Origin of the sequence: Franconibacter daqui (assembly GCF_014644275.1) — a bacterium.
GTDB classification, from domain to species: Bacteria; Pseudomonadota; Gammaproteobacteria; order Enterobacterales; family Enterobacteriaceae; genus Franconibacter; species Franconibacter pulveris.
In genome coordinates this window covers 135,231-157,946 of record NZ_BMKJ01000007.1, presented here as the reverse complement: position 1 = coordinate 157,946, position 22,716 = coordinate 135,231, and the positions used below count along the sequence as shown (strand labels likewise).

At 57.8% G+C, this 22,716-nt stretch carries 25 protein-coding genes; 12 read left to right on the top strand and 13 right to left on the bottom strand.

All coding sequences use genetic code 11. The annotated features are described in order from the left end of the window. Window positions 1–2: 2 nt before the first annotated feature. The 3 genes from IEX01_RS19485 to IEX01_RS19475 are packed head-to-tail and all read right to left on the bottom strand — an operon-like array spanning window position 3 to window position 1,652. On the bottom strand, window positions 3–746 hold the full coding sequence (locus IEX01_RS19485; protein ID WP_188724393.1) for a PTS mannose/fructose/sorbose/N-acetylgalactosamine transporter subunit IIC: 744 nt from the start codon (window positions 744–746) through the stop codon (window positions 3–5). Between the two features lie 10 nt (window positions 747–756). Further along, entirely contained in the window at window positions 757–1,227 is a 471-nt protein-coding gene (locus IEX01_RS19480; protein WP_024556840.1) for a PTS sugar transporter subunit IIB, read from the bottom strand. Further along, the gene (locus IEX01_RS19475; protein ID WP_024556839.1) at window positions 1,224–1,652 is read right to left on the bottom strand and encodes a PTS sugar transporter subunit IIA; all 429 of its coding nucleotides are present in this window, start codon (window positions 1,650–1,652) and stop codon (window positions 1,224–1,226) included. Before IEX01_RS19475 ends, IEX01_RS19480 begins: the two co-directional genes overlap by 4 nt. A gap of 346 nt (window positions 1,653–1,998) precedes the next feature. On the opposite strand from IEX01_RS19475, the gene IEX01_RS19470 reads away from it, so the two are divergent. Next, window positions 1,999–3,114: an esterase gene (locus IEX01_RS19470; protein ID WP_188724407.1), complete on the top strand. Its 1,116-nt coding sequence runs from the start codon at window positions 1,999–2,001 to the stop codon at window positions 3,112–3,114. A gap of 106 nt (window positions 3,115–3,220) precedes the next feature. On the opposite strand, the gene yieH is transcribed toward IEX01_RS19470, so the two are convergent. Further along, window positions 3,221–3,886, bottom strand: coding sequence for a 6-phosphogluconate phosphatase (yieH, locus tag IEX01_RS19465; RefSeq protein ID WP_188724392.1), 666 nt, complete (start codon window positions 3,884–3,886; stop codon window positions 3,221–3,223). A gap of 168 nt (window positions 3,887–4,054) precedes the next feature. On the opposite strand from yieH, the gene IEX01_RS19460 reads away from it, so the two are divergent. Beyond that, window positions 4,055–5,392 carry an NCS2 family permease gene (locus tag IEX01_RS19460; RefSeq protein WP_024559902.1) on the top strand — a complete coding sequence of 446 codons (1,338 nt, stop codon included), beginning with the start codon at window positions 4,055–4,057 and terminating at the stop codon, window positions 5,390–5,392. Between the two features lie 46 nt (window positions 5,393–5,438). Here IEX01_RS19460 and IEX01_RS19455 read toward each other — a convergent pair whose 3' ends face one another. The 3 genes from IEX01_RS19455 to IEX01_RS19445 form a co-directional block, all read right to left on the bottom strand. Continuing rightward, window positions 5,439–6,005, bottom strand: coding sequence for an NADPH-dependent FMN reductase (locus tag IEX01_RS19455; protein ID WP_024556835.1), 567 nt, complete (start codon window positions 6,003–6,005; stop codon window positions 5,439–5,441). Window positions 6,006–6,039: 34 nt separating this feature from the next. Further along, window positions 6,040–6,780 carry a 4'-phosphopantetheinyl transferase family protein gene (locus IEX01_RS19450; protein ID WP_024559903.1) on the bottom strand — a complete coding sequence of 247 codons (741 nt, stop codon included), beginning with the start codon at window positions 6,778–6,780 and terminating at the stop codon, window positions 6,040–6,042. Window positions 6,781–6,959: 179 nt separating this feature from the next. Then, a complete protein-coding gene (locus IEX01_RS19445; protein ID WP_188724391.1) occupies window positions 6,960–7,841 on the bottom strand; it encodes a LysR substrate-binding domain-containing protein in 882 nt (293 codons plus the stop codon). A 100-nt stretch (window positions 7,842–7,941) separates the two neighbouring features. Between IEX01_RS19445 and IEX01_RS19440 the strand changes: the two genes are divergently transcribed. The 3 genes from IEX01_RS19440 to IEX01_RS19430 are packed head-to-tail and all read left to right on the top strand — an operon-like array spanning window position 7,942 to window position 9,145. Then, window positions 7,942–8,250 (top strand): carboxymuconolactone decarboxylase family protein, encoded by a 309-nt coding sequence (locus IEX01_RS19440; RefSeq protein ID WP_024556832.1) that lies wholly within the window; start codon window positions 7,942–7,944, stop codon window positions 8,248–8,250. After that, entirely contained in the window at window positions 8,250–8,639 is a 390-nt protein-coding gene (locus tag IEX01_RS19435) for a tautomerase family protein (RefSeq protein ID WP_188724390.1), read from the top strand. The genes IEX01_RS19440 and IEX01_RS19435 overlap by 1 nt, the downstream gene beginning before the upstream one ends. Continuing rightward, window positions 8,636–9,145 (top strand): DUF4865 family protein, encoded by a 510-nt coding sequence (locus IEX01_RS19430; protein WP_188724389.1) that lies wholly within the window; start codon window positions 8,636–8,638, stop codon window positions 9,143–9,145. Before IEX01_RS19435 ends, IEX01_RS19430 begins: the two co-directional genes overlap by 4 nt. Here IEX01_RS19430 and IEX01_RS19425 read toward each other — a convergent pair. Then, the gene (locus IEX01_RS19425; protein ID WP_188724388.1) at window positions 9,142–9,819 is read right to left on the bottom strand and encodes a hypothetical protein; all 678 of its coding nucleotides are present in this window, start codon (window positions 9,817–9,819) and stop codon (window positions 9,142–9,144) included. The two genes, IEX01_RS19430 and IEX01_RS19425, sit on opposite strands and share 4 nt — an antisense overlap. 173 nt (window positions 9,820–9,992) lie before the next feature. Here IEX01_RS19425 and IEX01_RS19420 point away from each other — a divergent pair, with 173 nt between their 5' ends. Then, window positions 9,993–10,613, top strand: coding sequence for a LysE family translocator (locus IEX01_RS19420; RefSeq protein WP_188724387.1), 621 nt, complete (start codon window positions 9,993–9,995; stop codon window positions 10,611–10,613). Between the two features lie 56 nt (window positions 10,614–10,669). Here IEX01_RS19420 and mnmE read toward each other — a convergent pair whose 3' ends face one another. From mnmE to rpmH, 5 genes are all read right to left on the bottom strand, one after another. Next, on the bottom strand, window positions 10,670–12,034 hold the full coding sequence (gene mnmE / locus IEX01_RS19415; RefSeq protein WP_024556828.1) for a tRNA uridine-5-carboxymethylaminomethyl(34) synthesis GTPase MnmE: 1,365 nt from the start codon (window positions 12,032–12,034) through the stop codon (window positions 10,670–10,672). A gap of 108 nt (window positions 12,035–12,142) precedes the next feature. Then, window positions 12,143–13,789 (bottom strand): membrane protein insertase YidC, encoded by a 1,647-nt coding sequence (yidC, locus tag IEX01_RS19410; protein ID WP_024560836.1) that lies wholly within the window; start codon window positions 13,787–13,789, stop codon window positions 12,143–12,145. 2 nt (window positions 13,790–13,791) lie between these two features. Next, complete coding sequence (gene yidD, locus IEX01_RS19405; protein ID WP_188724386.1) at window positions 13,792–14,049, bottom strand: membrane protein insertion efficiency factor YidD; 258 nt, start codon at window positions 14,047–14,049, stop codon at window positions 13,792–13,794. Then, entirely contained in the window at window positions 14,013–14,372 is a 360-nt protein-coding gene (rnpA, locus tag IEX01_RS19400) for a ribonuclease P protein component (protein ID WP_034881900.1), read from the bottom strand. Before rnpA ends, yidD begins: the two co-directional genes overlap by 37 nt. 17 nt (window positions 14,373–14,389) lie before the next feature. Continuing rightward, complete coding sequence (gene rpmH / locus IEX01_RS19395; protein ID WP_000831330.1) at window positions 14,390–14,530, bottom strand: 50S ribosomal protein L34; 141 nt, start codon at window positions 14,528–14,530, stop codon at window positions 14,390–14,392. Between the two features lie 611 nt (window positions 14,531–15,141). On the opposite strand from rpmH, the gene dnaA reads away from it, so the two are divergent. The 6 genes from dnaA (at window position 15,142) to yidA (ending at window position 22,610) form a co-directional block, all read left to right on the top strand. Continuing rightward, window positions 15,142–16,530, top strand: a complete 1,389-nt coding sequence (dnaA, locus tag IEX01_RS19390; protein ID WP_024556825.1) for a chromosomal replication initiator protein DnaA — start codon at window positions 15,142–15,144, stop codon at window positions 16,528–16,530. 4 nt (window positions 16,531–16,534) lie between these two features. Continuing rightward, window positions 16,535–17,635, top strand: a complete 1,101-nt coding sequence (gene dnaN, locus IEX01_RS19385; protein ID WP_024556824.1) for a DNA polymerase III subunit beta — start codon at window positions 16,535–16,537, stop codon at window positions 17,633–17,635. Beyond that, entirely contained in the window at window positions 17,635–18,708 is a 1,074-nt protein-coding gene (gene recF / locus IEX01_RS19380) for a DNA replication/repair protein RecF (RefSeq protein ID WP_024556823.1), read from the top strand. Before dnaN ends, recF begins: the two co-directional genes overlap by 1 nt. A gap of 28 nt (window positions 18,709–18,736) precedes the next feature. Continuing rightward, window positions 18,737–21,151, top strand: coding sequence for a DNA topoisomerase (ATP-hydrolyzing) subunit B (gene gyrB / locus IEX01_RS19375; protein ID WP_188724385.1), 2,415 nt, complete (start codon window positions 18,737–18,739; stop codon window positions 21,149–21,151). 94 nt (window positions 21,152–21,245) lie between these two features. Further along, complete coding sequence (locus IEX01_RS19370; RefSeq protein WP_024556821.1) at window positions 21,246–21,644, top strand: YidB family protein; 399 nt, start codon at window positions 21,246–21,248, stop codon at window positions 21,642–21,644. Window positions 21,645–21,797: 153 nt separating this feature from the next. Further along, window positions 21,798–22,610, top strand: coding sequence for a sugar-phosphatase (gene yidA / locus IEX01_RS19365; RefSeq protein WP_029590054.1), 813 nt, complete (start codon window positions 21,798–21,800; stop codon window positions 22,608–22,610). Window positions 22,611–22,716 lie beyond the last annotated feature (106 nt).

Below are 22,716 nucleotides of genomic sequence, written 5' to 3'. Positions count from 1 at the left end.
GGTTATGCCTCCGGCTGTTGGTTATTGAGGAACTGGCTGATGATGAAGGCCAGCACCACCGAGAACAGCGCAATCGCGATAATATCCAGCCCGGTATAGGCGGCGATAAGAAGGCCGAGACCGAGGTAGGGCAGTAGTTTGGTGCTGAGCATCATGTTGATAAGCAACGCAAAGCCAAGCGCGGGCAAAATCTTACTGGCGATGACCAGCCCATTGGTGATGACCGGCGGGATAGCGTCCAGAAACCAGGTGACGGCAGACGAACCCAGCAGGATGGCGAAGAAAACCGGCAGAAAGCCGCTCAGGAAATAGAGCGCCGTCGGTCCCCCAAGATGCATAAAGGCCACCATGCGGGTATTGCCTTGCTCTGCGTAGCGGTCTGCCAGATGGCCGAAGCGGGCATTGGCGACGCGCACCAGAATCCCCAGCGTCTGGGCCAGCATGGAAACCGGAATAGCGATAGCCAGCGCCGCTTCCGGCCCGCGGCCGGACATAATCGAAAATGCGGTCGCCAGGATCGCGCCGGTGACGATATCGGGCGGGTGGGCCGCGCCAATCGCCACGTTGCCGAGGAAAATCAGCTCAAGCGTGGCGCCGATGAGAATGCCTTCCGTCAGATTGCCGCAGACCAGGCCCGTCAGGGTGCACATTACCAGCGGGCGATCGATCATCGTCACCCCCAGCAGACGCCCTTCGAGAATGCCCAGCGCGGCGATAAGCCCCAGCAGGGTTGCTGTCAGCAACATGGTCTTCTCCTCACACTTTCTCGTTGAGCAGCTCCGCAGAGTGCGCCGGAACCTGGCGCATCTCCATGCGGATGCCTCTCTCTTTCATTTGCCGGCTGTCCGCTATCTCATCCGACGTCAGGTAAATGGCCTTGCCGAACTGCTGCGCCCCCTCTTTCTGGGCAATGCCGCCGAAATTCACAGCGTCGATGCCCGGCACCTTTTCCACCAGTTCCAGGGTTTCGCGGGTATTTCCCAGTACGATCATCACTTTCTTGTGGTCCAGCTTGCCGCTGTTGAGCTTTGCCGCCGCCTGGTCGACGGTGGCGATATCCAGCGTTACGCCCGCAGGTTTGGCGAGGTTAAGAGACATGGTGACAAAAGGATCGCTGGCGGCTTTTTTATCCGCGACGATGATGTAGTCGATATCCAGCGCGCGCGTCCAGGCGAACACAACCTGACCATGCAGCAGGCGGTAATCAATACGAACGAGTTTGATCATGGGTGGTCTCCGGCAATTTCAGTGGGGGATTGCAATACGGCATTGATAAAAACGATGGATTCCCTGGCGGTCGCCGTGGCGTAGTTAATCGCTTCCTTAACGCTCTGCGCTTCGCAGAGCAAAAACTCCAGCAGCAAAGTGAGGTTAACGCCCGCCACGACATAGACGTTGTCGTGGAGCAGTACCGTTCTGGCTGCGCTGTTATTGACACTGCCGCCCAGCAGATCGGTGAAAATCACCACGTCTTCACCTTTTGCCTGAACCACCAGCTCTTCGAACACCCGTTCGAGTTGCTCCGTGGTCGTTATCTCACCCTGATAGGCGCACACAGGCTTTACGCCATGCTCTTCGCCAATCAGCAGCGCCAGACTCTCCACCACGCCGGTGGCGAAATTACCGTGGCTGGCTACATAAACATGTTTCACCTGTTCATCCTCTTTTTGGGTTAGCGTGTTGGGCTAAGCTAAAAAGAGCAAAAGCTGTGCCATAAATATAAATGCTTATTTATCAAATAGTTAAATGGGTTTGTTGGCACTAAAAACCAGAAACCTGGCACAGTGAAGCGACAGGAAAGCGAAAAGCTGACACTACGAAGCGGGAAGGCGACTGTTATCATGAATACAGTCTGCTTATGCGGAAATGAGGCTGAACTTTTTCCCGAAGCGGCTGATTTTACGCAATACTTTTACTGCCACTCCGCTACCTGTGAAAAGGAACACGCTTGTGAAACGTCTGATTAGCCCGCTTGCTTTGCTTATCGCAGCCGCCTTTATGCCGCTGCACGCGTCGCCGTTGCCCGCCGCGCCTGACCAGGCGGTGCCGCTAAACCAGTTCATTACGCAGGTCAATGACGACAAATCGATCACGTTCCGCCTGTTCGCGCCTGCGGCGAAGCGCGTCGCCGTGGTGACTGGCTCAACGGCGGACAGCCAGGTGTCGCATGAGATGAAAAAAGAGGCGAACGGCGCCTGGACATGGAAAAGCGAGCCGATGAAGCCCAACCTTTATGAATACTTTTTCGACGTTGACGGCTTCCGCTCTATCGATACCGGCAACCCCTACGTTAAGCCCCAGCGCCAGCCCAATACGTCGCTTATCCTGGTGCCAGGCAGCATTATTGATGACCGGGCGGTGCCGCACGGCGATCTCATCACGCTAAGCTATCGCTCTGGCGCGCTGAAATCAGAGCGCAAAGTTTATGTCTGGACGCCGCCGGGCTACAGCCAGGAGAGCGACCCGCTGCCGGTGCTCTACTTCTATCACGGCTTCGGCGATACCGGGCTTTCGGCGATTACCCAGGGGCGTATTCCACAAATCATGGATAACCTGCTGGCTGAGGGCAAAATCAAACCAATGCTGGTCGTGGTGCCGGATACCGAAACGGACATCAGCGAAGCGGTGTCGGAAAACTTCCCGCCCGCCGACCGGCGCAAGGATTTCTACCCGATTAACGCCCAGGCCGCGGACAAAGAGTTAATGAACGATATCATTCCGCTGATCGGGCAGCGTTTTAACGTGCGCAAAGACGCCGAGGGCCGCGCGCTGGCCGGACTGTCCCAGGGCGGTTACCAGGCGCTGGTCTCCGGCATGAGCCATCTGCAAAGTTTCGGCTGGCTGGCCTCTTTCAGCGGCGTCACCACCGCAACGGTGCCCAATGATGAGGTAACGAAACAGCTTTCGCGCGCCGACGAGATCAACCAGCAGTTGCGTAACTTCACGCTGGTGGTGGGCGATAAAGACAGCGTGACCGGGAAAGATATCGCCGGGCTTAAAACCGAGCTTGAGCGCCAGAAAGTGAAGTTTGATTACGTCGAATACCCAGGGCTGGGTCATGAGATGGATGTCTGGCGTCCGGCCTACGCCGCGTGGGTGCAGAAGATCTTTTAAGGTGGCTGTTGCGCTAACTCCCGAGCGGCTCACGCAAGAGGGAGCCGCCTGGCACGTTGATAAGCGCGCCTTTCCCTCTCACCCTGAAAGGGAGAGGGGAAAACATTTAAAGCGTGACTTCCCAGCCGCGTTCCCGCCACAGCGCAGGCAACTCAGCCAGGTCAGTAAACACCGTGACGTTGGGATTATTGAGCGGCGGATTATGCGGGTCGGCGCAAAAATAGAACACCTGCATGCCCGCGGCGATGCCTGCCCTGGCGCCCGCGGCGGAATCATCCACCAGAATGCAGTTTTTCACCTCTACCTGCATCGCGTCAGCGGCAAAGTACATCAGCGCCGGGTCGGGCTTCCAGCGCTGAATGTCGTAGCCGCTGTAAAGCTTATCGGGAAAATGGCGCAACATGCCGGTTTTGCCAAGTGACTGTTGCATCTTGCTCACCGGCCCGTTGGATACGATGCACATCGGCACCGTGACCTTATCAAGCAGCGCCGCCGCCCCTGGGATCTCCACCAGTTCGGCCTCAAAGAGCCGCGCCACTTCGGCGCGATAAACCGGCTCCAGATCCGCCTTTTGCAGGTTTACGCCATATTCGCCGTTGATGGTATCGATGATTTCATAGAGCTTTACGCCCTTGAACCGTTTGAACACCTCGTCCAGCTCAAGCTGAATGCCCCACTGCGCAAACATATGAACATAGGCGCGTGAGCAGATGACTTCGCTGTCCACCAGCGTGCCATCGCAGTCGAAAAAGATCGCTTCAATACGGGACATGCCGTTTCCTGTTATCGCAAGTTGAACGTTTACTCTAAGCGGTTTACGCCACGCAATCGATGCCGTATAAGCAAAATCAATGAAAAAAAGTGTGTGACGAGCGTCAACATCGCCGCTTTTTGGTATAGGATAGCGGCGAATTTTCCCTCCTTTTGCACGGAATTGAGAATGAGCCAACAACACACTGCCCAGGGCTCCGGCCAGGGGCTGCTTGAGCGCGTGTTTAAATTGCGCGCGCACGGCACGACGGCGCGCACCGAGGTGATTGCCGGTTTTACCACCTTCCTGACGATGGTTTACATCGTCTTTGTTAACCCGCAAATCCTGGGCGCGGCGGGGATGGACACCCACGCGGTCTTCGTCACCACCTGTCTGATTGCCGCCTTCGGCAGCATCCTGATGGGCCTGTTCGCGAACCTGCCGGTCGCACTGGCGCCGGCGATGGGGCTGAACGCCTTTTTCGCTTTTGTAGTGGTAGGCGCAATGGGTCTCTCCTGGCAGGTGGGCATGGGCGCGATTTTCTGGGGCGCCGTTGGCCTGCTGCTGCTGACGATTTTCCGCGTGCGCTACTGGATGATCGCCAATATTCCGCTGAGCCTGCGCGTCGGCATCACCAGCGGCATTGGCCTGTTTATCGGCATGATGGGCCTGAAAAACGCAGGCGTGATTGTCGCGAATCCGGAAACGCTGGTCAGCATCGGCAACCTTACGTCCCATAGCACGCTGCTGGGAGCGCTCGGCTTCTTCATTATCGCCATTCTCGCGTCGCGTAACATTCATGCGGCGGTGCTGGTTTCCATCATCGTCACCACCCTGCTGGGCTGGATGCTGGGCGATGTGCATTACACTGGCATTGTTTCTGCGCCGCCGAGCGTGCTCTCTGTCGTAGGCCAGGTGGATCTCGCCGGCTCCCTGAATATTGGTCTCGCGGGCGTTATCTTCTCCTTTATGCTGGTAAACCTGTTCGACTCCTCCGGTACGCTGATTGGCGTGACGGATAAAGCGGGTCTCACCGACGAGCAGGGTAAGTTCCCGCGCATGAAGCAGGCGCTGTATGTGGACAGTATCTCTTCCGTAACCGGGTCGTTTATCGGCACCTCTTCGGTAACCGCCTATATCGAATCCTCTTCCGGTGTCTCCGTTGGCGGGCGCACCGGCCTGACGGCGATTGTGGTGGGCCTGCTGTTCCTGGTGGTGATTTTCCTCTCGCCGCTGGCGGGCATGGTGCCGCCGTACGCCGCCGCTGGCGCGCTGATTTACGTCGGGGTGCTGATGACCTCCAGCCTGTCGCGCGTGAAATGGGATGACCTGACGGAAGCGGTGCCGGCGTTTATCACCGCCGTGATGATGCCGTTTAGCTTCTCGATTACCGAAGGCATCGCGCTGGGCTTTATCTCTTATTGCATCATGAAGATCTTCACCGGTCGCTTTAAAGACCTCAGCCTCTGCGTCGTGGTTGTCGCGCTGCTGTTCGTGTTGAAGATTGTCTTTATCGACGCGCACTAAAGCCTGAGCGTTAAAAGAAAAGAGCCAGCATCGCTGGCCCTTTTTGTTAGTTGCGCACCCGCTGGATATAGTCGGCGAAGGCGGTCAACTGGCCGGTGAGATGGTCCAGCGTGCTTTGATCTATCACTTCGCCCGTCTGCGGGTCGACTTTGTTCTGAATCACCCCGCCCATAAATTCCGGCTTGTTCATTACCATGGCGTCCAAAAAGACCAGGATCTGGCGCAGATGATACTGGCAGCGCGCGCCGCCGATGGCGCCCATGGAACTGGTCTGGATAAGCACCGGTTTGCCCGCCAGCGGCTGTTCCGGCAGACGCGAAAGCCAGTCGATGGCGTTTTTCAGGCCGCCTGGCACCGAGTAGTTATACTCCGGCGTCACAATTACCAGCCCGTCCGCCTGGCGGATCTGCTCCGCTATCGCTTCCACGCTCTGCGGAAAGCCCTCTTCCTGCTGAATATCGGCGTCATAAAGCGGAATATCGCCGATTGAGGGCAGCGCGCTCACTTCCAGCCCCGCCGGGGCGATTTTTGGCAACGTGCGCGCCACCATGGCGTTAAAGGAACCTTTGCGCAGGCTGCCCAGCAGCGTGACAACTTTCAGCGTTTCGGACATGGTCTCTCCTTCGGTAAGCGGTAGCAATAAACGATCAGTTGAGTATAAGCGCTTTCTCGGCGGGCAGGCTGGTGAAGCGCATCAGGCGCGCCTCGGCCCCCTGGGTGCGCTTTTGCGTATCCGGCAGGCCGCGCCAGCCTTGTTGCATATCGAATTCCCAGACTTTGAGCTTATCCGTGGTCGGCGATACCGCTATCGCCCAGACCAGCACGTCTTCCGCATCGCAGACCGCTTCGACGTTGGGCGTATCGGCCACGCGCAGCCTGCCGGCGCCGGGCAGCAGTTGCAGTTCCTGCTTCGGCTGGCCGGTGAGTTTCAGCACGCTGCGGCGCAGCGTCATCAGTTGCGATTTTGCCTCGACGGGATCGTTCTGATTGGCTATCCAGATAGTTTCATTGCTGGTTAATCCGGGTTCGCAGCGCGAGGCGAGCGGGTGCGAAAGGTTACGGGCGATGCGCTGCAGTTCCATACCCAGACCGCAGCGCCCCTCGGTCGTCAGCGCCACGCCGACCAGATTTCCGGCATACGAGAGAGAAAAATCCGCAAGACCTGCATCGCTGAAGTGCGGGCGCCCCTGCTCGTCGCGACTTAAAGAGGGCAACGTTTTTAAGCCGTAAAGCATGAACATGAGCTCCGCCAGCAGCGAGCGAGAAGCCAGAAAGCGGTGACGGCGATGTTCAGGCAGCTCCCGCGCTTCGTTATGGCACTCCTCGGAGAGCCTGGGCGAGATTAGGTGATCGGCGTTAAACGTCCCTCGTGCGAAATGCGTTGCCATTCGTCGCTCCGTGATAATGGTCAGATAATGATAAGGCTTAGAACATAGAATCTGTGAATGGTAGATCAGAATCCAGTCAGCAAACTTATGTTTAGGTTTTAATGCGAAAAAGGGAAGCTGACCAGACCGGTTGAAGCATCTTTACAAATATATCTTTACCCTGAGGCGTGCGACACGCTTCAGATGCTGTTTTGCACCGCCTTTTTCACCACGTCGCTTAGTTGAGTGAGCGGCGGCGAAGCGCGGTTATCCGCCTTCAGCAGAGCAACGCCAAGCGAACCCGGAGAAGGAAGCGTTAGCGCAGGCAACGGCATAAGCGAAGCGGGCATGCCCAACCGCGTGCGCACCGTTACGCCAAGACCAGCGCTGACCGCCGCCCAGATGCCGCTCAGGCTGCGGCTGGTAAAGGCGATACGCCAGGCAATGTTCGCCCGATCGAGTGCCGCGATGGCGCGGCTGCGCATCAGGCAGGGGGCGTCAAAGACCACCAGCGGCAGCGGCGCGCTTCCGTTAAGGTAAGCGCTAAGATCCAGCATCGGGTGGCTTATCCATTGCAGCTCCAGCTGTTTTAACAGACAAGCCCCGGCTGGCAGCGTTTCCGGCTGCCAGGCCAGCGCCAGATCCAGCTCGCCGCGCGCTATGCCTTCCGCCAGCGCTTTGTTGCGCGCCACGTGTGCGGTAAGGCGCAGGCCGGGATGCTGGCGGCTGAACTGCCCTAAAATTTCCGGCATCAGCGTTTCGCCAAAATCTTCCTGCATTCCCAGGCTTATCTCGCCCTGCAACAGTTCGCCTTTCACCGCCAGCAGCGCTTCGTCATTCAGCGCCAGCAGCCTTCTGGCGTAGCTCAACAGCAGCTCGCCGCCTGGCGTAAGCGCAAGCCCGCGCCCCTGTTTTGTCACAAGCGTTGTGCCGCATTGCTGTTCCAGCTTGCGTAGCTGCGCGCTGACGGCGGAAGTAGAGCGGCACAGGCGCCTGGCCGCCAGCGCAAAGCTGCCGAGCTCAATGCCGGTGACGAAACTGCGCAGGGCGTCGGTATCCAGCGCGACGGGAAGCTTCTCCATAACGGTCCTGTTTTTCGGGATGATGGGTTCTGAATATTGCGATTTTTTAAATCGTATCAGCTGCGCACAATGGCGTCATCGTAAGCAGAGGAGAAAAGCTATGCCGCAACGTCTTGATCAACACACGCTGGCGGATCTCGCCCCGAAACTCGCTGAACTTAGCCAGCAGGTGCTGTTTGGCGATATCTGGCAACGTCCGGAACTGACGCCCCGCGAACGCAGCCTGATAACGCTCGCCGCGCTTGCTGCCCTTGGCCGTACGCAGCAGCTTCCCTGGCATCTGGCGTTCGCCGCCCGTAACGGGCTAACGCGTGAGCAAATCGTCGAAGCGTTTACCCATCTGGCCTTTTATGCCGGCTGGCCAGCGGCGGTTTCCGCGCTCGGCTGCCTTGAAGAGGAGCCGCGCTGATGCCGCTGACCCGTATCGTTTTACAGGAAGGGCGCAGCGAGCAGGCGCTGCGCACCCTTTCGACACTGCTGCACGACACGCTGGTGGCGGAGTTCGCCGTACCGCCTGATGACTGCTTTCAGGTCATTGAAACGCTGCCTGCCGGGCGGCTGATTTATGACCGTCATTACCTGACCGGCGCGCGCAGCGACAACTTTATCCTCTTTCTGATTACCGCCGGGAAACCGCGCAGCCGCGAACAGAAGCAAAACCTGTATCGCGCGCTGGCGGCGCGTCTGCACGAGGCGCTGGGCATTCATCCTGATGATGTGATGATCGTGATTCAGTTCAATACCGCAGAAGAGTGGAGCTTTGGCGGCGGCAAGATGTTTGTCCCGGAGGCATTATGATAGTCATGCAATACCGTTTCACGTTGCCCGCCGATTATGACATGGCGAGGATTGCGCAGCGCATCGCCGACAATGGCGCGAAGCTTGACGGCTTTCCCGGTCTTATCTTTAAAACGTACCTCTGGGCACGGCGGGATGACGCGGTGCTGGCGAGCCGTGAGAACCGTTACGCGCCGCTTTACTGCTGGCGCGACGCGGATTCTATGGCGCGCTTTCTGGAAAGCCCGGGCTTTGCCGCGCTGACCCGCCAGTTTGGCTGGCCACATATCGACAGCTGGCTGGCTCGTCGCCTGCCTGATGTCGCAGAGGTGAAGGCCGCAAAGGTCATTGCCTTGCGAAGCGAACCCGTTGCGCCTTTCAGCGAGTTCGCCTTACCACAAGCGATGCTCGCCGCGTGGGACGTCAGCCGCTGGTCATGGTTGCGCGCAGATTTTCTTGCCGCGCCGCCCGCCGTACCACAGCCGGGCTATGACTATTACCGTACAGGCTATGTCGCCTGCGGTTAATCCAGCGTGTCCACCTGCGTCCAGTTGTAGTTCGTCATGACCAGCTGACGCGGCGCGCTCACGGCGCCATAGCGCTGCTGCCGGCGCGTCAGGAAAAACTCACGCCACGGCTCCGGCAGCCGCTGCGCCCGGTAGCGCAGCAGGGTGCTGTGCCAGAAGGGCGGCGGCAGCGGCGTGTTGTGGTAGCGTGCGGTGATTTCATCTCGCCAGCCGGAACGCAACAGGCGCTGCGCCAGCGCTTTGCGCGCCGCCGCGCTGTCGCTGTCCGGAATGCCCGCCAGCAATAACTGCCCCGGCAGCGCCACCAGCTGAAGTTCGCTAATGCAGGTGGGCATGGCGCGGTACGCCTCCCAAATCTCAAGCAGCTCGGCAAGCTTTTCCGGCCGCTGCTGGCGCTGGTAAAGCGGAAGGGTAACGGCCAGAAAGGTAAAGTGCAGGCCATTAAGCGGCATCGCATCCGCCAGCGGGTCGCCTTCGGCAAGGGTGTTAACCTCTTCAAGCAATACCCGCAACGCAGCCGAAAGCAGGGGCTGGATGCCGGTAGCGGGCGCAAATCGAGTCTTGTCGTAATAGTCGCTCTGCATGGTTTCACCGATGCCCGGCGCGTTGCGCCAGAGCGCGAGCGTGCGCGCGCTGGTCTCTTCATAAAGCGTGGTTAAAGCGGCGTGCGGCATAATGCTTTCCCTGAAATTAACGATGGCGGAAAGGATAGCCCTTATCGCGCGCTATTAACGAAACGTATTTTATGTCGTTCGTCCAGGCTACCCCAAAATCAGGCGGGGCAGGGCGAAAGGGATTGATCATCACGGCGGCATTTGGCATTTTTCGCTTCTTTCAGGAGAGAAACATGTCCGTAACCGACGCCCTGCTTGCCTACTGCCTGGCCGCTACCCTTTTGACGCTAACGCCTGGTCTCGACACGGCGCTTATTCTGCGCACCGCCTCCGTCGAAGGGGGCAAAAAAGCGTTTCACGCCGCGCTGGGCATCGACGCCGGGTGTTTTGTCTGGGGGGCGCTGGTGGCGTTTGGCCTGGGCGCGCTGATTGCCGTTTCCGAAGTGGCCTATAACCTCCTGAAATGGTGCGGCGCGGCTTACCTGCTGTGGCTGGGCGTGCAGTTGCTTTTCCGCCCGCGTGAGTCTTTTACTGCTTCTGCGGCTAACGGTTCGAAGAGCACGAACTGGTTTCTGCGCGGCCTGCTCGGCAACGTGCTTAACCCGAAGATGGGCGTCTTTTATGTCTCGTTTCTGCCGCAGTTTATTCCGGCAGGCCACGCGCCGATGGAGTGGACCTTTCTGCTGGTGGCTATCCACGTGCTTATCGGTACACTCTGGTCGTTAACGCTTATCCTCGCCACGCGCTCGGTTTCCGGCGCGCTCAGCAAACCGACCGTGGTGAAGTGGATGGATCGCTCAACCGGACTGCTGTTTATGGCTTTCGCCGCGAAGCTGGCTTTCAGCAAGCGCTAAGCGTTCAATCAGCAGACATAAAAAAACCCGCCGAAGCGGGTTTTTTATTGAGGCCGTTATTTGCCAATACAGAAGCTGGAGAAAATACGGCCCAGCAGGTCGTCAGAGGTAAACTCGCCGGTTATCTCGCTTAAGCTTTGCTGCGCCAGCCTTAACTCTTCCGCCAGCAGCTCGCCCGCCCAGGCGCCCAGCAGCTGCGCTTTGCCCTGTTGCAGATGGGCGGCTGCCTCTTCCAGCGCCTGCAGATGGCGACGACGCGCCAGAAAGCCGCCTTCCATGTTGGTATCGAAGCCCATGCTGCTTTTCAGATGGTCGCGCAGCACCTCCACGCCATCGCCGGAACGGGCCGACAGACGAATAAGTGAGTGACCGTTTACTTCTGTCAGGCCTGGCGCTTCGCCGGTAACGTCCGCTTTATTGCGTACGACGGTAATCGGCAGAGTCTGCGGCAGACGCGCCATAAAATCCGGCCAGATTTGCGCCGGGTCCACGGCGTCGGTGGTAGTGCCGTCCACCATAAACAGCACGCGGTCCGCCTGTTCAATCTCTTTCCAGGCGCGCTCGATGCCGATGCGCTCTACTTCGTCGCTCGCTTCGCGCAGGCCTGCGGTATCGATGATGTGCAGCGGCATGCCGTCGATGTGGATGTGCTCGCGCAGCACGTCGCGGGTGGTGCCGGCGATATCGGTCACGATGGCCGCTTCACGGCCCGCCAGCGCGTTCAGCAGGCTTGATTTGCCGGCGTTAGGGCGCCCGGCGATAACCACTTTCATCCCTTCACGCAGCAGACTGCCCTGGCGCGCTTCGGCGCGCACCGCGTCGAGATCGCCAATCACCGTGTTGAGCTGCGCTTCGATTTTGCCGTCCGAGAGGAAATCTATCTCTTCATCCGGGAAGTCGATGGCCGCTTCCACAAAGATGCGCAGGTGAGTAAGCGCTTCCACCAGATGGTTAACGCGGGCGGAGAAGGCGCCCTGAAGCGAGTTAAGCGCCGAGCGCGCCGCCTGCTCAGAGCTGGCGTCAATCAGGTCGGCAATCGCCTCCGCCTGAGCGAGGTCGAGCTTATCGTTAAGAAACGCGCGCTCGGAGAACTCGCCGGGGCGGGCGATACGCACGCCGGGAAGCGTCAGGATGCGCTTAAGCAGCAAATCCAGAATCACCGGGCCGCCGTGGCCCTGCAGCTCCAGCACATCTTCGCCGGTAAAGGAGTTCGGCCCCGGGAACCACAGCGCGATGCCCTGGTCGAGCGGGGTGTTATCGCTATCTTTAAACGGCAGATAGTCGGCGTAACGCGGCTTAGGCAGCTTGCCCAGCACGGCCTGCGCGACGTCCCGGGCAAGCTTACCGGAAATGCGCAGAATGCCCACGCCGCCGCGTCCGGGTGGGGTGGCCTGGGCGACGATGGTATCGCTATGGCTCATGGTCGTTCTCTGTTGTTGGTTCTTACTGGCGGGCAGGCTTCGCTTACCCGTCCGGTGAAAATAAAAAAGGCGGTCAGATGACCGCCTTCCACATTAGCGCGTGCGCTGTCAGGACTTCTTCTTCTCGCGGCTGTGCAGACCGCGTTTTTCCAGGCCGCGGTAGATCAGCTGCTGCTGAAGGATGGTCACCAGGTTGCTGACGATATAGTACAGCACCAGACCGGACGGGAACCACAGGAAGAAGACCGTGAAGATGACCGGCATAAAGGTCATGATCTTCTGCTGCATCGGGTCGGTCACGGTGGTCGGCGACATCTTCTGAATGAAGAACATCGTCACGCCCATCAGGATCGGCAGGATGTAGTACGGGTCCTGCGCGGACAGGTCATGGATCCAGAGCGCGAACGGCGCGTGGCGCAGCTCTACGGAGCCCATCAGCATGTAGTACAGCGCAAGGAAGATAGGCATCTGAATCAGCAGCGGGAAGCAACCACCCAGCGGGTTTACTTTCTCTGCTTTATAGAGCGCCATCATCTCCTGGCTCATACGCTGTTTGTCGTCACCCAGACGCTCGCGCATCGCCTGAATCTTCGGCTGCAGCATGCGCATTTTCGCCATGGAGGTGTACTGCGCTTTGGTCAGCGGGTACATGATGCCACGAACGATAAAGGTGATAACGATGATGGAGAAGCCCCAGTTGCCGAGGAAGCTGTGGATCCACTTCAGCAGCTTGAACAGCGGCTGAGAGATAAACCACAGCCAGCCGTAATCCACCGTCAGGTCAAGGTGCGGCGCAACGGCGGCCATCTTGTCCTGAATCTCCGGGCCGACCCACAAGGTGCTGGTCAACTGGCCCGTCTGGCCCGGCTGCACCAGTACCGGCTGCGATTTGTAGCCGATAGCCGCAACGCCGTTGCCAAGGTTGGAGGTGTAGAAGTTGTTGTCTACATCGTTACGCGGAACCCACGCGGTAGCGAAGTACTGTTGCAGCATCGCCACCCAGCCGCCTTTGGAGCTGATGCTCAGGTTCTCGTTATCAGCGATGGTGTCGAACTTGTACTTCTCATACTTCTCGTCAGGCGTGGAGTAAGCCGCGCCGCGGAAAGTGTGCAACGCAAAGTTGTTGCTGCCGGTATCGCGGTGAGCGGGCAGGTTGATGGATTGCTTCAGCTGACCGAAAGCGGAGACTTCCAGCGGCTTCTGGCTGGCGTTCTGCACGCTGTAGCCTACATTCACCGCATAGTCGCCGCGCTTGAGGACGAACGTTTTGGTGAAGGTGTTGCCCGCCGCGTCGGTGTACGTCATCGGGATAGCCAGTTCGTTCTGACCGTCCGCCAGGGTGAAAGCATCCTGGGTAACGTTATACAGCGGACGCGCGCCGTTTGCCGGGTTATCCGGGCCGTCACGGCCAGTCAGGCCACTCTGCGCCTGGTAGATAAACTCCGGGGTGGTTTCCAGCAGCTGGAAAGGTTCGTTAGAGCCGAGCTCTTTCGGGTAGGTTAACAGCAGCGCCTGCTCTACATCGCCACCACGGGTGTTGATGGTAAGAGAAAGGACGTCTGTCTTAACGGTAATGAGTTTCCCCTGGCCACTGGCCGGTACGCCCTGGCTTGCGGCGCTACCCGCTGCGGTGGTCGTAGTCTGCGTGGTCTGCTGCGTCTGAGGCTGAGGATTTTTATCCTGCTCCCAGGCTTGCCAGATCATGAAAGACACGAACAACAAAGCGATGACAAGAAGATTGCGTTGCGAATCCATCGTTAGTGTTCTCTGGTATCAAAAGGTCCTGGCGGGACGGGGTCGTCTCCACCCGGGTTCAAAGGGTGGCATTTTAATACGCGTTTCACTGTCAACCAACTGCCTTTTATCACCCCAAACCTGCGTAAGGCCTCAATTCCATACTGCGAACAGGTGGGTTGAAAACGACAATGTGGCCCAAGCAAGGGGCTAATAAATCGTTGATAGACCCGAATGAGGGCTATCAGGAGCCGCGAGCTAGGCGACAATGGCGACGCCATAACTTTTCCAACGCTTCCGAAAGCGCCCGGTTATCGAGATCGGCGACACCCCTTTTCGCCACCACCACAAAATCCATGGGCGGCAGTTCATGCTGACGTAAACGGAAGCTTTCACGCGTCAGACGTTTAATCCGGTTGCGTTCATGGGCGCGCTTGACGTTCTTTTTGGCGACGGTAAGACCGATACGGGGATGCCCCAGCGAATTAAGGCGGCCGAGAATGGTGATTTGCGGCGTGCCAGCCCGTTGTGGTTGCTGGAAGACGAAAGTGAAATGAGTGGGAGTTAACAAACGTAACTCCCTGGGAAATGCGAGCTTAACCACTAGTGGGTTAGCTTTTATTACTTGGAAACGGTCAGACGAGCACGGCCTTTAGCACGACGACGTGCCAGAACCTGACGACCATTTTTAGTAGCCATACGAGCACGGAAGCCGTGAGAACGGTTGCGCTTCAGTACAGACGGTTGAAAAGTGCGTTTCATGGCGATTTCTACCTAAACTTGAATAAATTCACTGACTTTGCATAAGGGCGAACGGACAGCCGAACGTCTGGCGGCGAAGTCAAGGATGATTAAAGAGGCCGGATTGTAATAATTGTACACTCCGGAGTCAATTCACTTTCCTTATTTCCCGCGCCGTCGCGCCCGTTTTTTGAGCAGTAAACGCGCAGAAATTAAGCCCTCAAGCTGCGGGAACCGCAGCGGGTGGCAAATTATACGGCCTCAGGGGCAAAGCGCAAGGATCCGGCGGGATCTTAATGCGATCAGACGAGGCTTTTTCTGGCGATCGTCATTTAATTTTCCGATATGCCGTCTAAATCGCGCCGCAGGGGCAACAGGATCGTTTACACTTAATCGGCCCGTTGCGTCCCTGTGGATAAATCATGAAGAATCTGTGAGAAACAGAAGATCTCTGGCTCGCTTTAGGCTATGATCCGCGGTCCCGATCGCGATCCCCGGATCGACTGCCTCGGGTTAAAAACCGCAAATAGCGGTTCGCATGCCTCCCGTTTCGGGGTTTGACCCGCATGTGTCAACAATCATGAATGTTTCAGTCTTCGTCTTTTATCGACTTTGTTCGAGTGGAGTCCGCCGTGTCACTTTCGCTTTGGCAGCAGTGTCTTGCCCGATTGCAGGATGAGTTACCAGCCACAGAATTCAGTATGTGGATACGCCCACTACAGGCGGAACTGAGCGATAACACGCTGGCTTTGTATGCGCCAAATCGGTTTGTGCTCGATTGGGTAAGGGACAAATACCTCAATAATATCAACGGACTGTTAAATGATTTTTGCGGCACTGACGCGCCGCTCCTGCGTTTTGAAGTCGGCAGCAAGCCCGTCACGGCCCAGGCGGCCGCGCCGGTAAACCATGCGGTGAAGCCTGCGCCTGTCGCGGCGCCAGTCGCCCCGCCCGTACGCCCAAGCTGGGACAATGTGCCCGCGCCGGCGGAGCCCTCCTACCGCTCGAACGTCAACGTAAAACACACGTTTGATAACTTTGTGGAAGGTAAGTCGAACCAGCTGGCGCGCGCGGCGGCCCGCCAGGTGGCGGACAATCCTGGCGGCGCTTATAACCCGCTTTTCCTTTATGGCGGCACGGGCCTCGGTAAAACCCACCTGCTGCACGCGGTAGGTAACGGCATTATGGCGCGCAAGCCCAATGCCAAAGTGGTGTACATGCACTCCGAACGCTTTGTGCAGGATATGGTAAAGGCGCTGCAGAACAACGCCATTGAAGAGTTCAAGCGCTACTACCGCTCGGTAGACGCGCTGCTTATCGATGACATCCAGTTCTTCGCCAATAAAGAGCGTTCGCAGGAAGAGTTCTTTCATACCTTTAACGCCTTGCTGGAAGGCAATCAGCAGATAATCCTGACGTCGGATCGCTACCCGAAAGAGATTAACGGCGTGGAAGACCGCCTGAAGTCTCGCTTTGGCTGGGGCCTGACGGTGGCTATCGAGCCGCCGGAGCTGGAAACCCGCGTGGCGATCCTGATGAAGAAAGCCGATGAGAACGACATTCGCCTGCCGGGCGAAGTGGCGTTTTTTATCGCCAAGCGCCTGCGCTCCAATGTACGAGAGCTTGAAGGGGCGCTGAATCGCGTTATCGCCAACGCCAACTTTACGGGGCGCGCGATCACTATCGATTTTGTGCGCGAAGCCCTGCGCGATCTGCTGGCGTTACAGGAAAAACTGGTCACCATCGACAATATTCAGAAGACGGTGGCGGAGTACTATAAGATCAAGGTCGCAGACCTGCTTTCCAAGCGGCGTTCCCGCTCGGTTGCGCGTCCGCGCCAGATGGCGATGGCGCTCGCCAAAGAGCTAACCAACCACAGCCTGCCTGAGATTGGCGACGCATTCGGTGGCCGCGACCATACCACCGTGCTGCACGCCTGCCGTAAAATCGAGCAGCTGCGTGAGGAAAGCCACGATATCAAAGAAGATTTTTCCAATTTAATCAGAACACTCTCTTCGTGACGCTATGAAATTTACCGTTGAACGTGAACATTTATTAAAGCCGCTCCAGCAGGTCAGCGGCCCGCTCGGCGGCCGACCGACGTTGCCTATTCTCGGCAACCTGCTGTTGCAGGTAGCGGATGGCGCCCTGTCGTTAACCGGCACCGATCTGGAAATGGAAATGGTGGCGCGCGTAGCGTTGGCGCAACCCCACGAGCCCGGCGCCACCACGGTGCCGGCGCGTAAATTCTTTGATATCTGCCGCGGCTTGCCGGAAGGGGCGGAAATTGCTGTGCAGCTGGAGGGCGACCGTATGCTGGTGCGCTCCGGACGCAGCCGCTTCTCGCTTTCCACGCTGCCGGCGGCGGATTTCCCGAACCTGGACGACTGGCAGAGCGAAGTCGAATTTACGCTTCCCCAGGCGACCATGAAACGGCTGATTGAAGCCACGCAGTTCTCCATGGCTCATCAGGACGTGCGCTACTACTTAAACGGCATGCTGTTTGAAACCGAAGGCGAAGAGCTGCGCACGGTAGCGACCGACGGCCACCGTCTGGCGGTCTGCTCTATGCCGATTGGCCAGCCGCTGCCGAACCATTCGGTGATCGTGCCGCGTAAAGGGGTGCTGGAGCTGATGCGCATGCTGGACGGCGGCGACAGCCCGCTGCGTATCCAGATTGGCAGCAACAACATCCGCGCCCACGTGAACGATTTCATCTTCACCTCCAAGCTGGTGGATGGCCGTTTCCCGGATTATCGCCGCGTGCTGCCGAAAAACCCGGACAAAACGCTGGAGGCGGGCTGCGATCTGCTCAAGCAGGCTTTCGCCCGCGCGGCCATTCTCTCCAACGAGAAATTCCGCGGCGTGCGTCTTTACGTGAGTGAAAACCAGATTCGCATTACCGCCAATAACCCTGAACAGGAAGAGGCGGAAGAGATTCTGGACGTCACCTACGGCGGAGCGGAGATGGAAATCGGCTTCAACGTCAGCTACGTGCTCGATGTGCTGAACGCGCTCAAATGCGAGAACGTGCGCATTCTGCTGACCGACTCCGTTTCCAGCGTGCAGATTGAAGACAGCGCCAGCTCGTCGGCGGCCTATGTCGTTATGCCAATGAGACTCTGATGTCGCTTTCTCGCCTGCTGATCCGCGACTTTCGCAACATCGAAAGTGCGGATCTCGCTCTCTCTCCCGGTTTTAACTTTCTGGTTGGCGCCAACGGCAGCGGCAAAACCAGCGTGCTGGAAGCTATCTATACGCTGGGCCACGGCCGGGCGTTTCGCAGCCTGCAAATTGGCCGGGTTATCCGCCATGAGCAGGAGGCGTTTGTGCTGCACGGCCGCCTGCAGGGAGAAGAGCGGGAAATCTCCGTTGGTTTGACCAAAGACAGGCAGGGCGAAAGCAAGGTGCGCATTGACGGTTCCGACGGCCACAAAGTGGCGGAGCTGGCGCTTCTGATGCCGATGCAATTAATTACCCCTGAGGGGTTTACTTTGCTCGGCGGCGGCCCCAAATACAGAAGAGCGTTCCTTGACTGGGGATGCTTTCACAACGAGCCGGGATTTTTTGTCGCCTGGAGCAACTTAAAACGCCTGCTTAAACAGCGCAACGCCGCGCTGCGCCAGGTCACCCGCTACGAGCAGCTTCGTCCGTGGGATCGTGAACTGGTGCCGCTGGCGCAGCAGATAAGCCAGTGGCGGGCCGACTACAGCGAGGCGCTCGCCAATGACATGGCCGATACCTGCGCGCAATTTTTACCTGAATTCACCTTAAGCTTCTCCTTCCAGCGCGGCTGGGAGAAAGAGAGCGATTACGCCGACGTGCTGGAGCGCAGCTTTGAGCGCGATCGGCTGCTGACCTATACCGCGCACGGCCCGCATAAAGCCGACTTTCGCATCCGCGCCGACGGCGCGCCGGTGGAAGATACGCTGTCGCGTGGACAGTTAAAGCTGCTGATGTGCGCGCTGCGTCTGGCGCAAGGGGAGTTTCTTACCCGTGAAAGCGGGCGACGCTGCCTTTATCTGATAGATGATTTTGCCTCTGAACTCGATGATGTCCGTCGCGGTCTATTAGCGAGCCGTTTAAAGGCTACGCAATCCCAGGTGTTTGTCAGCGCGATAAGCGCTGAACACGTAATGGACATGGCGGACAAAAATTCGAAGATGTTCGCTGTCGATCAGGGTAAAATAACGGATTAACCGAAGTTTAAATGAGCGAGAAACGTTGATGTCGAATTCTTATGACTCCTCCAGTATCAAAGTCCTGAAAGGGCTGGATGCGGTGCGTAAGCGCCCGGGCATGTATATCGGCGACACGGATGACGGCACCGGTCTGCACCACATGGTATTCGAGGTTGTGGATAACGCTATCGACGAAGCGCTCGCGGGTCACTGTAAAGATATTGTCGTGACTATCCATGCCGACAACTCCGTGTCGGTATCGGACGATGGTCGCGGCATCCCGACCGGTATTCACCCGGAAGAGGGCGTTTCGGCGGCGGAAGTTATCATGACCGTGCTGCACGCGGGCGGTAAGTTTGACGATAACTCCTATAAAGTCTCCGGCGGTCTGCACGGCGTGGGGGTTTCGGTTGTTAACGCCCTGTCGCAGAAGCTGGAGCTGGTTATCCGCCGCGAAGGCAAAGTGCATCAGCAGACTTACGTGCATGGCGTGCCGCAGGCGCCGCTGGCGGTCACTGGCGAAACCGAACAGACCGGTACGCAGGTGCGTTTCTGGCCGAGCCTTGAAACCTTTACCAACGTGACCGAGTTTGAGTATGAAATTCTGGCCAAGCGTCTGCGCGAGCTGTCGTTCCTGAACTCTGGCGTCTCTATTCGCCTTATCGACAAGCGCGACGGCAAGCAGGATCACTTCCATTACGAAGGCGGCATCAAGGCGTTTGTTGAATATCTCAACAAGAACAAAACGCCTATCCACCCGAATATCTTCTATTTCTCCACCGAGAAAGACGGCATCGGCGTGGAAGTGGCGCTGCAGTGGAACGATGGTTTCCAGGAAAACATTTACTGCTTCACCAACAACATTCCGCAGCGCGACGGCGGTACGCACCTTGCGGGCTTCCGCGCAGCGATGACGCGTACGCTGAACGCCTACATGGATAAAGAGGGCTACAGCAAGAAAGCGAAAGTCAGCGCCACCGGCGATGACGCCCGTGAAGGTCTGATTGCCGTCGTTTCCGTGAAAGTGCCGGACCCGAAATTCTCTTCACAGACCAAAGACAAGCTGGTCTCTTCCGAAGTGAAATCCGCGGTTGAGCAGCAGATGAACGAGTTGCTGGCGGAGTACCTGCTGGAAAACCCGAACGACGCCAAAATCGTCGTCGGTAAAATTATCGATGCGGCGCGCGCGCGTGAAGCGGCCCGTAAAGCGCGTGAAATGACGCGCCGTAAAGGGGCGCTGGATCTCGCAGGCCTGCCGGGCAAACTGGCGGACTGTCAGGAGCGCGACCCGGCCCTTTCCGAACTCTACCTGGTGGAGGGTGACTCCGCAGGCGGTTCCGCCAAACAGGGCCGTAACCGTAAAAACCAGGCCATTCTGCCACTCAAAGGCAAAATCCTGAACGTTGAGAAAGCGCGCTTTGACAAGATGCTCTCTTCTCAGGAAGTGGCGACGCTGATTACCGCGCTTGGTTGCGGCATTGGTCGCGATGAGTACAACCCGGATAAGCTGCGCTATCACAGCATCATCATCATGACCGATGCGGACGTCGACGGCTCGCACATTCGTACGCTGCTGTTGACCTTCTTCTATCGTCAGATGCCGGAAATCATCGAACGCGGTCACGTCTACATCGCCCAGCCGCCGCTTTACAAAGTGAAGAAAGGCAAGCAGGAGCAGTACATTAAGGACGATGAGGCGATGGATCAGTATCAGATTTCCATCGCGCTTGACGGCGCCACGCTGCACACTAACGCCAGCGCCCCGGCGCTTGCCGGCGAGCCGCTGGAAAAACTGGTGGCGGAATATAACAGCGCTCAGAAGATGATTAACCGCATGGAGCGCCGTTACCCGCGCGCGCTGCTTAAAGAGCTGGTTTATCAGCCGACGCTGACCGAAGGCGACCTTGCTGACGAAGCGAAAGTCACCCGCTGGGTTTCCGAGCTTATCACCGAGCTGAATGAAAAAGAGCAGCACGGCAGCGTGTGGAAATATGATGTCCGTGAAAACGGCGAGCAGGCGATTTTCGAGCCGGTGGTGCGCGTGCGTACTCACGGCGTGGATACCGATTACGTTCTCGACCATGAGTTTGTCATCGGCGCGGAATACCGTCGTCTCTGCACGCTTGGCGAGAAGCTGCGCGGTCTGATTGAAGACGACGCGTTTATCGAGCGCGGCGAACGCCGTCAGCCGGTGGCGAGCTTCGAGCAGGCGCTGGACTGGCTGGTGAAAGAGTCCCGTCGCGGCCTGGCGATTCAGCGCTATAAAGGGCTGGGCGAGATGAACCCGGATCAACTGTGGGAAACCACCATGGACCCGGAAAGCCGCCGCATGCTGCGCGTAACGGTGAAAGACGCTATCGCCGCCGACCAGCTTTTCACCACGCTGATGGGCGACGCCGTAGAACCGCGCCGCGCCTTTATCGAAGAGAACGCCCTGAAAGCGGCGAACATCGATATCTAAAGGCAAAAAACCGTAAGCCGCGCACGCCAGCGCGGCTTTTTTTTATCTGGCCGCTGGCCTTAAGGGAAATTGTTAACCACAAAAGGAGAATTTCATGGGACTTTTTGATCAGGTCGCCGGCATGCTGTTAAACGGCGATGCGGGTAAATATCAGGCTATTTTAAGCTGGGTAAATCAGCAGGGCGGCGTCCAGGCGCTGCTGGATAAGTTCCGCCAGGGCGGCTTTGGCGATATCGTCGCCTCATGGCTAAGCACGTCAGAAGCCAACAGGCTGCTGAGCGCCGACCAGGTTATCGCCGCGCTTGGCAGCCCCGCGCTGACGGAACTTGGCGCTAAGTTAGGTATTGATATGCATGCGGCTTCCGCCATGGTTGCTCAGCATTTGCCAAAACTTATCGATGCGCTCTCTCCACAGGGGGAGCTGCACCCTGAGGCCAATAACGACTTGCTGAAAACGGGTATGACGCTACTGAAAGGAAAGCTGTTCGGCTAGCCTCCGCTCTGTACACGGCTCCGTTTCAGCCAGCGCGCTGCGCTGAAACGGGAGCGGTCCGCCTTTCGCTATTCCTCTGCCGCCCTGTGACTGCTGTTTTTTGCGCGAAATCGTGCCAGGATGGAAACGAAACCCATTACTTTAAAGAATGCTATGTCCATAAAACTTATTGCTATCGATATGGACGGCACGCTGCTGCTGCCGGATCACACCATTTCCCCTGCGGTTAAGGAGGCGATTGCCGCCGCCCGCGAGCGCGGCGTTAATGTGGTTCTCACCACCGGGCGTCCTTATGCCGGGGTGGAAAATTACCTGCGCGAACTGCACATGAACCAGCCCGGCGACTACTGCATCACTTATAACGGCGCGCTGGTGCAGAAGGCGGCGGATGGCAGCGCCGTGGCGCAAACGCCGTTGAGTTATGACGATTATCGCTATCTGGAGCAACTCTCCCGCGAAGTCGGTTCGCACTTCCATGCGCTCGATCGCACCACGCTCTATACCGCTAACCGCGACATCAGCCGTTATACGGTGCATGAGTCATTTGTGGCGACCATTCCGCTGGTCTTCTGCGAAGCGGAGAAAATGGACCCCAACATGACTTTCCTGAAAGTGATGATGATAGACGAGCCGGAAATCCTTGATAAAGCCATCACCCGCATCCCGCAGGAAGTGAAAGAGAAATACACGGTGCTGAAAAGCGCGCCGTACTTCCTGGAAATCCTGGATAAACGGGTAACTAAAGGTACGGGCGTGAAATCACTCGCCGAGGCGCTGAATATCAAGCCGGAAGAGGTCATGGCGATTGGCGACCAGGAGAACGACATCGCGATGCTGGAATACGCAGGTGTGGGTGTGGCGATGGAAAACGCTATCGGGTCGGTGAAAGAGGTGGCGAATTTTGTCACGAAAACCAATCTGGAAGATGGCGTGGCGTACGCTATCGAGAAATTCGTCCTGCGTTAAACGCGCCTGAAATAAAAAGGGCCGTCAGCGTAAGCTGACAGCCCTTTTAAGAAGCGCTCGCGGTATGCCTGACCCATCTTTTGAAAAGGCGGGTTGCCCCGCCTTG

Bases quoted from the DNA above. Each gene is read 5' to 3' on its own strand.
- IEX01_RS19440 (WP_024556832.1), top strand. From the start codon at position 7,942: ATGCCGCAACGTCTTGATCAACACACGCTGGCGGATCTCGCCCCGAAA.
- IEX01_RS19470 (WP_188724407.1), top strand. From the start codon at position 1,999: ATGCCGCTGCACGCGTCGCCGTTGCCCGCCGCGCCTGACCAGGCGGTG.
- rpmH (WP_000831330.1), bottom strand. From the start codon at position 14,530: ATGAAACGCACTTTTCAACCGTCTGTACTGAAGCGCAACCGTTCTCAC.
- IEX01_RS19460 (WP_024559902.1), top strand. From the start codon at position 4,055: ATGAGCCAACAACACACTGCCCAGGGCTCCGGCCAGGGGCTGCTTGAG.
- yieH (WP_188724392.1), bottom strand. From the start codon at position 3,886: ATGTCCCGTATTGAAGCGATCTTTTTCGACTGCGATGGCACGCTGGTG.
- IEX01_RS19370 (WP_024556821.1), top strand. From the start codon at position 21,246: ATGGGACTTTTTGATCAGGTCGCCGGCATGCTGTTAAACGGCGATGCG.
- IEX01_RS19420 (WP_188724387.1), top strand. From the start codon at position 9,993: ATGTCCGTAACCGACGCCCTGCTTGCCTACTGCCTGGCCGCTACCCTT.
- IEX01_RS19450 (WP_024559903.1), bottom strand. From the start codon at position 6,780: ATGGCAACGCATTTCGCACGAGGGACGTTTAACGCCGATCACCTAATC.
- mnmE (WP_024556828.1), bottom strand. From the start codon at position 12,034: ATGAGCCATAGCGATACCATCGTCGCCCAGGCCACCCCACCCGGACGC.
- IEX01_RS19425 (WP_188724388.1), bottom strand. From the start codon at position 9,819: ATGCCGCACGCCGCTTTAACCACGCTTTATGAAGAGACCAGCGCGCGC.
- IEX01_RS19435 (WP_188724390.1), top strand. From the start codon at position 8,250: ATGCCGCTGACCCGTATCGTTTTACAGGAAGGGCGCAGCGAGCAGGCG.
- yidD (WP_188724386.1), bottom strand. From the start codon at position 14,049: ATGGCGTCGCCATTGTCGCCTAGCTCGCGGCTCCTGATAGCCCTCATT.
- yidA (WP_029590054.1), top strand. From the start codon at position 21,798: ATGTCCATAAAACTTATTGCTATCGATATGGACGGCACGCTGCTGCTG.
- IEX01_RS19485 (WP_188724393.1), bottom strand. From the start codon at position 746: ATGTTGCTGACAGCAACCCTGCTGGGGCTTATCGCCGCGCTGGGCATT.
- dnaN (WP_024556824.1), top strand. From the start codon at position 16,535: ATGAAATTTACCGTTGAACGTGAACATTTATTAAAGCCGCTCCAGCAG.
- IEX01_RS19455 (WP_024556835.1), bottom strand. From the start codon at position 6,005: ATGTCCGAAACGCTGAAAGTTGTCACGCTGCTGGGCAGCCTGCGCAAA.
- IEX01_RS19480 (WP_024556840.1), bottom strand. From the start codon at position 1,227: ATGATCAAACTCGTTCGTATTGATTACCGCCTGCTGCATGGTCAGGTT.
- IEX01_RS19430 (WP_188724389.1), top strand. From the start codon at position 8,636: ATGATAGTCATGCAATACCGTTTCACGTTGCCCGCCGATTATGACATG.
- IEX01_RS19445 (WP_188724391.1), bottom strand. From the start codon at position 7,841: ATGGAGAAGCTTCCCGTCGCGCTGGATACCGACGCCCTGCGCAGTTTC.
- yidC (WP_024560836.1), bottom strand. From the start codon at position 13,789: ATGGATTCGCAACGCAATCTTCTTGTCATCGCTTTGTTGTTCGTGTCT.
- recF (WP_024556823.1), top strand. From the start codon at position 17,635: ATGTCGCTTTCTCGCCTGCTGATCCGCGACTTTCGCAACATCGAAAGT.
- gyrB (WP_188724385.1), top strand. From the start codon at position 18,737: ATGTCGAATTCTTATGACTCCTCCAGTATCAAAGTCCTGAAAGGGCTG.